Here is an 11513-nt window from a genome sequence, read left to right on the forward strand (position 1 = left end):
ATGGCAAAAAAATCTAACGCCGCCGAACAGTTCCTGAAGGAGCTGATGGCATTCACCGATGACCAGCGCCGGCTGATTGAGGCCGCGTGCGACGGCTTCACGCCGGACGAAGACGCACGCTTGGAGCGCCGCATGCGTGTCTTCGCAGGCGATTATCGGTTCTTCTTCCAGACGTATTTTCCGCACTACAGCAACAGCGCCGAGTCGTCTGTGTTCCACGACTGGTGCTTCGACAATTTGCCGAAGCGCGTTGCCGCCAAACAAGGAAAGCTGATCAATCTATCCGCACCACGCGGTGAGGCCAAGTCAACCCTGGTCACGCAGGTGTTCACGTTGCTTTGCGTCGTGCGCCAGTCCAAGCACTTCATCCCGATTGTGATGGACAGCAGCGACCAGGCGCAGATGATGCTCGAAGCGATCAAGGTCGAGCTCACGGACAATCCGCGCCTGGCGATGGACTTCCCGGAGCACGTCGGAAAGGGCCGAGTGTGGAACGTGGGCGTTGCGCTGACTGCTACGGATATCAAGCTGCAGGCGTTCGGCTCTGGCAAGCGCATGCGCGGCATTCGGCATGGCCCGTTCCGCCCCGACCTGGTGCTCTTGGACGACATCGAAAACGATGAGAACGTCCAGCAGAAGACCCAGCGCGACAAACTCGAACGTTGGCTCAAGAAGGTCGTGATGCCGCTCGGTCCGCCGGATGGTTCGATGGACATCGTCTATCTGAACACGATTCTGCATTACGACGGTGTGGCCAACCGCGTGCACCGAAGCCCGCTGTGGGAGTCCCGGAAGTTTCGAGCCATCATCGAATGGCCCAAACGCATGGACCTTTGGGAGAAATGGGAGGAAGCGTTTCTCAACGAAGGCGAGGAAGCCGCGGACGAATTCTATGAGCAGCGCCGCGCCGAAATGGACGACGGCGCTGTCGTTTCATGGCCAAGCATGCGGCCGCTGCTGCGGCTGATGAAAATCCGGGCGAACGATCATCATGCGTTCGATTGCGAGTATCAGAACGATCCGACGAACAGCGAAGACGCCCCGTTCCAGAAGCTCGTTTTCTGGGTCCACCCATCCGATGCATGGATCTTCTACGGGGCCCATGATCCGTCAATGGGCAAACGCAACAAGGGCCGCGACCCTTGCGCGTGCCTGGTCGGTGGACTCAACCGCAAAACCGGCGTTCTTGATGTGGTCGAAGCGAAGATCGCACGCATGGTGCCAAACCTGCAGATCGAAACGATGATCAGCTTCCAGGAGGAGTATCGCTGCCTAGTTTGGGGCATCGAGATCATCCAGTTTCAAGAGTTTTTTAAGGATGTTTTGGTCGAGCGATCGCGAGAGCGAGGCATCCCGATTCCGGCGCGTGGCATTCGTTCAGACGAAGACAAGGATTTGCGGATTCTGTCCCTACAGCCTCACACCGTGAACGGCACAGTGCGGCTTCACAAGAACCAGACAGTGCTCATTGAGCAGCTGACGCATTACCCGGAAGCCGATCACGACGATGGTCCGGACGCGCTGCAAATGCTCTTCATGCTCGCGTACTCGGGGCTGGGCTCTGTCATTCCCAAAATCAAATTCGGTAAGCGAAAGGTGTCTCTCTATGGGGCTTGATATCAAAGGATTCGCGCGCTCGGTTCGCAACGCATTCGGAAAGCAGGCGGCGGCGGCCGATTCGGATCCGAATTTCTTCGGCAAGCTCCATATGCTGCCGAACCCGGATCCGGTGCTTCGCGCGATGGGTGTAGCAGATGCGGTATATACGTCAATCCTGGCCGACGCTCACGTTATCGGCGAAGTTCGCTCTATCCGTGGCGAGTTTCGCGGCATGGACTATCGCGTCGTGACGTGGGCAGAAAAGGACGCCAAAGCCCAGCAAGCGCGGGACTTGTGCGAGCAGTGGATGCAGAGCTTTCAGCCGAACGCCGTCGTTACCGACTGGCTTGAAGTCATGTGGCAAATGCTCACAGCCATTCTCACCGGCTATCGTGTGCACGAGCTGGTGTGGAACAACTGGAACAGCTATATCGTTCCAACGAGTGTCATTGACCGGCCGAACCGTCGATTCGGCTTCGATGTCGACGCCCAATTGATGCTGAAGACCCGATCGGTACCGGTCGGCGCTCCGGTGGAAGACCCGTATCGCTTCATCGTGTCGCGCCATATGGCCACGATGTCCAACCCGTATGGTTCTGCGCTCCTGTCCGGGTGTTTCTGGCCGTGGACTTTCAAGACCGGTGGCTGGAAATACTTCGTGAAGTTCTGCGAGCGCCACGGGCTGCCGTGGCCCGTGGCGCGTTACGGAATGGGTGCGACCGAAGGTGAACAGGAGGAGTTGGCGCGAGCGATCGAAGCCATGATTGACAGCGGATATGCCATCGTCCCGGAAGGAACCGGCGTGGAGCTGTTGATTGCCAACACCACCGGATCGATGCTGCCGCAGGAATCGATGATTAACGCGGCCAACCGCGAAATGTCGAAGTGCCTTACCGGCCAGGCAATGCTCGCTGAGCTGCAAAACGTCGGAGCGCGCGCCGCCACCGAGACTGCGATGACGCGGCAAAGCAACATCAACGATTCCGATCGCGATATTGCGTCGGCATCGATGTCCCAGATTTTCAGGTGGATCACGACCTTCAATTTCGGTGAAGACGTGCCGTCGCCCGAACTGGAGTTCTTCCAGATCAACGCGGCCGGCAAGGACCGCGCCCAGACGTACCAGATCGCCGCGAACATGGGCGCACGTCCGTCTCGTAAGGCCATGCTCGAAGAGTTGAATATTCCGCAGGCGACGGACGAAGCCGACGCGCTCATGCCGATGGACAGCAGCCCTTCGGCGGCCGAGTTCGCCGCATCAGACGACGCAGCCGTTTTTGCATCGGCTCGTGCCGAAGATTCTCGCGTGCGCGCGGCGTCCGACGCGGCCGACGTGGCGCTGAGTGCGGCTGTAATCGAGCCGATCGCCCGCATGCTGGAGCAAGCCGAGCGCGACGGGCTGTCGCTGGCGGACATTCAAGTAAAGCTGACACAACTGGTCGGCGAGATCGACAACTCCGAGCTCATCACGATCATGCGACAAGCGCTCGACTGGTCTGCGACCCAGGGCTATGTCGACTCGTCAAACGAAGGCTGACATCCCCCCGTTTAATCGGGGTTTCAAGCACCATTAAAGGAGATTTCCATGGACGATAAAGCCGTCGAACAACTGATTCAGGAGACGGGGAAGACCGCTCCCCGACTGACTCCCGCCGGTATCGAGGCGACCATCATCGATGAGGTGTATTTCACCGCCGAACAAGGGTATCAGCGCGCCAACGAAGACAAAGGTATCCCCGCCGGTTCGTACTCGGCGCTGGGTGTTCTGACCATCTGCGTACTGTGTCTGCGTAACGGTTTCACCGTGACAGGCGAAAGCGCATGCGTGAGCCCGGAGAACTTCGACGTTGAAATCGGCCGCAAAATCGCTCGGCAAAATGCGATGTCCAGGATCTGGCAATACGAAGGCTATTTGCTTCGCCAACGGTTGCATGACCAAGCTGGCGCGTAACCTCCACCTCCTGGCTCACCAATATGGATGTTCAACCTTTCGGCGTACGCGCCGACAATGCCATCGCGAACCTGCGTGACAAGGTTCCCGTAGCCACCGATCGCTGGAATGACATGCTGGGGCCGATGCATGCCACGGCTTTCACCGTCGCGGGCGCTCCGCTCGACGTGGTCAAGGACATCCAGGCCGCGCTGGTGCGTGCGCAGGAAGCCGGCACGACCTTGTCGCAGTTCCGCAAAGATTTCGACGCGACGGTACAGCGATCAGGCTGGGCTTATCGTGGCTCGCGTGGCTGGCGCACGGAGCTGATTTTCCGGGCGAACATGCACTCGGCGTACATGGCCGGACGTTGGCAGCAGATCGTTGAGAATGCCGACCGCCGTCCGTTCCTTGAATATCGGGCGGTGCTCGACAGCAAGACTCGGCCTCAACATCGTGCGTGGAATGGAACTATTCTGCCGGTCACGTCGCCGTTCTGGCGAACACATTACCCTCCATGCGGCTGGAATTGCCGATGCACAGTGCGTTCATACTCCGAGGCTGAAATGTCGGCGGCCGGCAAACAGGCATCGAACGAACCCGACGTCCGTTATCGACTGATCACCAACGCCGACGGTGAAGTCACCGATCGAGTGCCTCAAGGGATTGATCCCGGCTGGGATCACAATGTCGGGCAGTCCTGGCTGGGGCCGGATATGGCGTTTGGCCAGAAGCTGGCGAGTCTGCCGGTGGACATGCAAAACAACGCGATCATGAATTCGGTCGGGCTGGAGTATCGCAAGGCGATGCGGCAGCGCTGGAGTGACTGGCTTGATCAGCCGGTGACATCAGCGCAAGTGGCCGAGCCTGCGGTTGCCGGCTTTATGGAAGCCGAACTGCCGGCGATCATTGCGCAGGAGTTTCCCGCTTACTCGACGGAATCGCTGGTCGCGGTCGCCCAGGCGGGAGCGGACGAAGCCATCGCGTCGGCCGGGGAAATGGCCGCGCTGTCGAGCTGGCCTCGCGCGTGGCAGGAGCGCGTGCCCTCGCTGCTGTGGGATTACAAGGCTGTGCTGGTCGACACGACCGATAACGGGGCAACTCCGCTTGTCATTCTGGTGCCGGACGGGAAGATCGCCGGGAAACAGCCTGTCATTCGACTGCGACTCGACCAAGTCTCAGACGGAAATCGAACAGGAACCGGAATCGAGCTCGGGACAATGGATCCTGCCGAGATGTCGTCGCCTCGGTTCCGCGTCGTTGGCGGCTCACTTTGAGCGATCAGTGGACGGGTTCTTGGCAGGTGCCGGACGAATTATTGGCGAAATTGTCGTCCGATTTTGTTAGTTTTTAGGTCAAATTAAACGTCTGATCAACAATTTGACTTATCCACAGCCCGAGGACCACCGGACAAGGCTTTTCGGGCATTTTTCGACTTTTTTAGACCTTCCTGGAGTAGGTCAATCTAAACGGTCCCCCTCTCGCCCCGTTCAGGCGTTATTGATCGTGCGTCGACCCCGGGACTTGTTTGCTATACTGCGAACGATTCTCATTTGCAACGCGGGTGCCTGAGCCTTTCGGCCACACCTGGCCCGGGGACAGGAGGGGCGCATGCCCGCCGACGACACGCTGCAACGCGACGCGTTGCAGGGACTCTATAACGACCATCACGGTTGGCTTCACGGCTGGCTGCATCGCAAGACCGGTTGCTCGCATCGGGCGGCCGATCTTGCGCACGATACGTTCATCCGTCTGCTCGAACGCGACCCGCCACGCGTGCTCGCGTCGCCGCGCGCCTTCCTGACCACCGTGGCGCAGCGTGTTCTCTATAACTACTGGCGCCGCGAACAGATCGAACGCGCTTATCTCGAAGCGCTGGCCCAGCAGCCCGAAGCCGTCGTGCCGTCTCCGGAAGAGCGCGCCATCGTGCTCGAGACGCTGCTCGAGATCGATCGCTGTCTCGATGGTCTGCCTCCCCCGGTCAAACGCGCTTTCCTGCTGGCCCAGCTCGATGGCCTGTCTCATGCCGAGATTGCGGCCGAACTGAGCATCTCGCTCGCCACCGTCAAACGCTATCTGGTGCGTGCCGGCACGCAGTGCTTCTTCGCGATGGAGGTGGCATGACGCGGACCACGGCGCAAGGGTTCGCGCCCGGTATCGCGCAGCAGGCCGTCGAGTGGTGGGTGACGCTGCACGGCGGCGACGCCACTGAAACGTTGCGTGCGGCCTGCGCGCGTTGGCGCGAGGCCCATCCCGATCACGAACGTGCGTGGCGGCATATCGAAAGCGCTAACCACCGCATGCGGCATGTGTCCGATACGTTGGGTGCGGCGGTGGCGCAGGCTGCGCTTCGCGCGCCCCGCTCGCGGGCACGGCGCACGGCCATCAAGGCGATTGCCGGGGCGCTGTTTGTCGGCGGCGGCGCGTGGCTCGCGACGGACCCGCGCGCCGTGCAGCGGTTGCGTGCCGACGCAAGCACGGGCGTCGGCGAGCGCCGCACGCTGCGTCTGGCGGATGGCACGACGTTGGTTCTCAATACGCGCAGTGCGGTCCGTTTATCCATGGATGGCTCGACGCGTCGCATCGCACTTGTCGATGGCGAGGTGATGGTGACGACCGGCAAGGACGCCGGACACGTACCGCCCCGGCCGTTGGTCGTGACGACTGCGCAGGCTACGTTGCAGCCACTGGGGACGCGTTTCGCCGTGCGTCAGGACGACGCAGGCGGGCGTGTGCAGGTCTACGAAGGCGCCGTGCGCGTCATGCCGCTCGGGGTATCGCACGTCGAGCGCATCGTGCAGGCGGGCGAGCAGGCGCAGTTCACGGCACGCGCGATCGAGCCGCTCACCGCGCTCGAGGACGGCGACGGTGCATGGACGGACGGCATGCTGGTCGCCGTCGACATGCGCTTGGATACGTTTCTTGCGGAGCTGTCGCGATATCGACGCGGCTATCTACGTTGCGATCCGGCCGTGGCGGCGCTGCGGGTATCGGGCACCTATCCGCTCGGCGACGTCGACGCCATTCTGGCGGTGCTGCCGCACGCGTTGCCGGTAACGGTGGCGTCGGTCACGCGCTACTGGGTGAGCGTGGGGCCTCGGGGCTGATCCGTTTTCTCTTTTTTCAAATTTTTGTCCGGCCAGTGAGCTGTTTTGTACATCTCGCGTGACAAGGGAAGTGAAACCTTCTGTCTTTTGCCTGAACGAGATCTCACATCATGGCCGTCGTATTTTCCAATTCCCCCGCCGTTGCACGCCGCCGGGCGTCACGGGTCGCACGTCCCCGGCATGTTTGCCTCGCCGTTGCGGTGACGTTCGCGTCCGCATTCAGCGTGGGTGTCGCGCAGGCACAGCAAACGCAGTCGACCACTGCCACTCAGGCCGCCGCCGCGAGCCGCGTGTATGACATCCCGGCCGGTGGACTCGACGCGGTATTGACGCGCTTCGGCCGCGAGGCGGGCATTCTGCTCACGTACGCGCCGTCGCTGACAACCGGCCGGCAAAGCCCCGGTGTACAAGGCAGGTTCGATGTGCCGACCGCCTTCGGACAGATGCTGGCGGGCACGGGCCTCGTCGCGTCGCCGCAAGGGGCGGGCTTCACGTTGGTGCCGCAAGGCGCGCCCGCATCGGCCACGCTGGCAGCAGGCGGCGGCTCTGGCGACGTGGCTTTGCCCACGACGCATGTTCAGGGGCAGGCATGGACGGACGCCTACCGCACGCCCGCCGACGCCGGCATTGCGCGTGCCGACGCGCCCATTCTCGACATTCCACAGGCCATCAATGTGGTGCCGCAGCAAGTGCTGGCCGATCAGCGCGCCCGCACGCTCGACGATGCGCTTATTAATGTGAGCGGCATCGTGCAGGGCAATACGCTGGCAGGCACGCAAGATACGCTGCTCAAGCGCGGCTTCGGTGGCAATCGCGACGGTTCGATCATGCACAACGGCATGCCGCTGGTGCAGGGGCGCGGGCTGAACGCGAACGCCGATGCGGTGGAAGTGCTCAAGGGCCCGTCGTCGTTGCTGTACGGGATCATGGACCCGGGCGGTGTGATCAACGTGGTGAGCAAACGTCCGTTGCTCAAGCCCTATACGGCAGTGAGCGTGGCCGGCACGACATACGGTCACGGCAAGAACGGCGTGGAAGAAACGCTCGACACCACCGGGCCGATCGGAGACTCGGGGTTGGCTTATCGATTGGTTGTCGATCAGAACAATCAACAGTACTGGCGTAACTTCGGCTCGCAACGTGAGACGCTCGTCGCCCCGACGCTGGCGTATTACGGACGCGACACGCAGGTTGTGCTGTCGTACGAATATCGCAACTTCCTGACGCCGTTCGACCGCGGCACCGTGATCGATCCGACGACCAACAAGCCGTTGGCGATTTCGCCGCGTGAGCGTTTGGACGACGTGCATAACGAGATGACCGGTCAGTCGCATCTGGCGCAGATCACGGTCGATCATCAGTTCAACGCCGACTGGAAGGCGCACTTCGGCTACAGCTACAACACCGAAACGTACGACGCGACGCAATTGCGCGTGAACGGCATCAACACGAAGACGGGCATCATTTCGCGCAGTAATGACGGCACGCGCGGCTCGGATAGCACTGATAGCTACGGCATCGCGTATCTCGACGGACGCGTGCAACTGGCCGGCATGCGGCATGACGTGCAGTTCGGGGGCGATTGGGAATATCGGCGCATCTATCGCCGTGACCTGATCCGGCAGGCATCGACGTGCAAGTTCAACTACCTGAGCCCGGTATACGGCTGCGAGGTGATTCCGACGACAGTGTCGGCGTCCGATAGCGATCAGACCGACACGCTGCACGACGCGTCTCTGTTCTTTCAAGACGCCATTCACGTGACCGACCGCTGGATTCTCGTGGGCGGCTTGCGCTTGCTCACGTACAGCCAGTTGGCGGGCAAGGGGCGTCCGTTCCAGGTCAATACGAATATCTCCGACTCGAAGTGGCTGCCGCGCGCGGGTGTCGTCTATAAGGCGACCAACTATCTGTCGCTGTATGGCAGTTACTCGGAGTCGCTCAAGCCGACCTCGACGATCGCGCCGCTCTCAAGTGGCGTCGTGATCGACTCGAACGTGGCGCCGGAGCACGCCAAGTCGTTTGAAGTGGGCGCGAAGCTCGATATGCCGAACGGGCTGACCGGGACCGTGGCGCTGTTCAATATTAATAAGCGCAACGTGCTGGTCTCGCAGTTCAACGACGCGACCAAGCTGATCGACTGGCGCACGTCGGGTGCGGCGCGCTCGCGCGGGTTGGAGCTCGACGTGTCGGGCCGCATCGGGCAACGCTGGAACGTGATTGCCAGCTATGCGTTCATCGACGCGAAGACCACAGACGATCCGCTCTACACCGGCAACACGCTGGCCAACGTGGCGCGGCATACGGCGTCGCTGGCAGGGGTGTATGACTGGGGCCCGGTATTGGGCGACGGTAGCGGTAATTTGCGATTGGGCGCGGTGGGCCGGTATATCGGGTCGCGTCCGGGCGATTCGGCCAACAGCTTCACGTTGCCCGCGTACTTCGTGGCAGATGTGTTCGCCACCTACGACACGAAGATCGGCCGTCAGCCGGTGCACTTCCAGTTCAACGTGAAGAACGTGTTCAACAAGACGTATTACCCGTCGAGCGCGAGCCAGTACTTCGTGGCCGTGGGCGACGCCCGCTCGGCAACGCTGTCGGCAACGTTCGAGTTTTGAGCGTGCTGTGCGTATTGAGTGGGGTGTGAACGTGGGGTGAACGCTCGCCGTGCTGACGCCACGGCGGTCATGATTTACAAAAGCCGCCGCTTCCGATCTTGTCGGGGCGGCGGTTTTTGTTTCGGCAGACGTCGGTTCGCAGGGTTACAGCAGATCGTCGCTGGGCAGCAGCGTGAAGGCGCCCGCGACGGCGTTGCGCCAGAAGGGCGCGTAGGGTTCGACGTCGAACGTGCGCGGCTGGCCGTTCTCTTCACCCACCCAGCGCAGCGCGGGCATCGTCGGAGGTGTCGGCGTGGGTGGCGTTGTGCCCGGGGGCACCAGTTCGACGTGGAAGCTGGAGCGCGGCGCGACGGCCCGCTCGAAGATCCCCGCCATGCGCTCGGCGAAGTCGGCACTGTGGATCACGATGGCCAATTCGGTGTTCAGCCGCACCGAGCGCGGGTCGAGATTGAACGAACCGAGCACCACGTGCAGCCGGTCGATGATGTAGACCTTGCCATGCAGGCTCGCACGGGAAGAGCCCCCGAAGGTGATGCGCCGCTGCTCGGGCTCCGGGCGGATTGGCTTGAATTCATACAGTTCGATCCCCGCCTGCAACAACGCTGGACGGTAACGCGCGTAACCGGCGTGAACCGGCACGACGTCGGTCGCGGCGAGCGAATTCGTCAGCACGCGCACGCTGACGCCGCGCGCAGTCAGCGCCGACAGAAATTTCACGCCACCATCCAGCGGGACGAAGTAAGGCGAAATGATCAGCACCTCGCGCTGGGCGTGGGCCGCTAGTTCGCGCAGCTTGTCGCCCGGCGCGCTGGTGGTTTCCTTCGCGGGTGTGTCGAGCTTGTCGGGGCTATCGGCGGCGAGTTCGGCCGGTGCCCAAAAAAGCGGCACCTTGCCGCTGGTTAAGCCAGTGGCCAGCGGTGGCTGATGGAGCGCATCGCGTCCGGCGGGTACGTTCTCGGCATCGCGCCAGTGTTGGGCTAGCGCGTCGCGGGTGGCGTCGAGCGTTTCCTTATCGATCTTGGACTGCACCTGTCGGAGCGGGTAGGACTGCGGGCTGGTCCAGAAATGGTCGAAGCTATGGGAGATCGCGTCGACGACGGGGCCTGCGCACAATAAGTCAAAGTCGCGGAAGGACAGATCGGGGTTGGCGTCGAAGTATTCGTCACCCAGATTGCGGCCGCCGACGATGGCGAGCTGGTTGTCGGCGACGAGCGCCTTGTTGTGCATCCGCCGGTTGAGCTGGTCGAACTGCGTGAGGAGGTTGCCGGCGCGTTGGAGCAGGGTGGTGTCGCGCGTGCCGAACGGATTGAAGACGCGGACTTCGATATTGCGGTGCTGGTCGAGCACGGCGAAGGTCGGGTCGGTGTGGCGGCGGTTGATGTCGTCGACCAACATGCGCACACGCACGCCTCGGTCGGCGGCGTCGAGCAGCGACTGGAGCAGCAGGCGGCCAGTGATGTCTTCGCCCGCGCTGTAGTACTGCACGTCGAGACTGTGCTGCGCCGACTGGACCAGTGCGATACGCGTGGTGAACGCGGCGGAGCCGGTGGCCAGCAACTGGAAACCGGATTCCCCGGGGTGGGCGTGCTCCGCCGGGGCGAGGGCATCCGCCAATGCGCCCGGGGCCGTGGCGGACGTATGGGACGTCCACTGCGTCGGCTCAGGCGGCGGCCGGACGGAGGTGCAGGCCGCCGCAAGGAGCGACAGTGCGAGCGCCCATATCAGGCGAGACGGCAGAAGCGACCGGAGGAGGCGCGGTAGGACCATCTCGAACGCTCTATATATAGGGAGAAAGAAGCGGTGACAGAACCGGCGACAAAAGCGGTGGCAGAAGCGCGCCGCCGCTGGGGAGGCCTTTCCATATAGGGAAGCTTAGCCAAAAGCATATGCGATTTCGTTGGTTGCGTCGCCGGGGGATGCCCGGATACATTGGGGCTGTCTCCTCCATGAAGTCCTGTCCCATGGATCTCGGCCCGCTCACGACGCGGGCCTTTTTTTGCCCTTTTCAAATTATTTTCACAAAGTGCTTGCCAGGGTTCGGGGTTTTCACTAATATTCCGTCTCTCGCAACGACAGCGACGCAGCGAAAGCGGCGAAGCAAGAAGGTGCGACGGGCTGGAAAGCCCGGTGGTTAGTGGTTTTGGAGCTTGTGAGTCGCTACGGCGACGAGCGAAAAGAAGCGAAAAAACTGTTGACGACGACGAGAAGCTGCGACATAATCTCACTTCTCTGCTGCTGATGCAGCGACGCAGAAAACGA

Annotated in this window: 8 protein-coding genes; 7 read left to right on the forward strand and 1 reads right to left on the reverse strand. The window is 61.9% G+C overall.

The window, feature by feature from the left end; translation table 11 throughout:
- The 7 genes from terL to PIN31009_RS24900 all read left to right on the forward strand — a co-directional run bounded on the left by terL (position 1) and on the right by PIN31009_RS24900 (position 9254).
- Positions 1-1617, forward strand: coding sequence for a phage terminase large subunit (gene terL, locus PIN31009_RS24870; protein ID WP_150791879.1), 1617 nt, complete (start codon positions 1-3; stop codon positions 1615-1617).
- Complete coding sequence (locus PIN31009_RS24875; RefSeq protein ID WP_150791880.1) at positions 1607-3136, forward strand: phage portal protein family protein; 1530 nt, start codon at positions 1607-1609, stop codon at positions 3134-3136. The genes terL and PIN31009_RS24875 overlap by 11 nt, the downstream gene beginning before the upstream one ends.
- A 48-nt stretch (positions 3137-3184) precedes the next feature.
- A complete protein-coding gene (locus PIN31009_RS24880) occupies positions 3185-3550 on the forward strand; it encodes a Gp49 family protein (RefSeq protein ID WP_150791881.1) in 366 nt (121 codons plus the stop codon).
- 23 nt (positions 3551-3573) lie between these two features.
- Complete coding sequence (locus PIN31009_RS24885) at positions 3574-4806, forward strand: phage head morphogenesis protein (protein ID WP_150791882.1); 1233 nt, start codon at positions 3574-3576, stop codon at positions 4804-4806.
- 334 nt (positions 4807-5140) lie between these two features.
- Positions 5141-5653, forward strand: coding sequence for a sigma-70 family RNA polymerase sigma factor (locus PIN31009_RS24890; RefSeq protein ID WP_150791883.1), 513 nt, complete (start codon positions 5141-5143; stop codon positions 5651-5653).
- On the forward strand, positions 5650-6636 hold the full coding sequence (locus tag PIN31009_RS24895; protein ID WP_150791884.1) for a FecR domain-containing protein: 987 nt from the start codon (positions 5650-5652) through the stop codon (positions 6634-6636). Before PIN31009_RS24890 ends, PIN31009_RS24895 begins: the two co-directional genes overlap by 4 nt.
- Before the next feature lie 110 nt (positions 6637-6746).
- Positions 6747-9254 carry a TonB-dependent siderophore receptor gene (locus tag PIN31009_RS24900; protein WP_150791885.1) on the forward strand — a complete coding sequence of 836 codons (2508 nt, stop codon included), beginning with the start codon at positions 6747-6749 and terminating at the stop codon, positions 9252-9254.
- Between the two features lie 144 nt (positions 9255-9398).
- Here PIN31009_RS24900 and PIN31009_RS24905 read toward each other — a convergent pair whose 3' ends face one another.
- Positions 9399-11021: a phospholipase D-like domain-containing protein gene (locus tag PIN31009_RS24905; protein ID WP_150791886.1), complete on the reverse strand. Its 1623-nt coding sequence runs from the start codon at positions 11019-11021 to the stop codon at positions 9399-9401.
- Positions 11022-11513 lie beyond the last annotated feature (492 nt).

The organism is Pandoraea iniqua (assembly GCF_902459685.1).
In the GTDB taxonomy this organism is placed as follows: Bacteria; Pseudomonadota; Gammaproteobacteria; order Burkholderiales; family Burkholderiaceae; genus Pandoraea; species Pandoraea iniqua.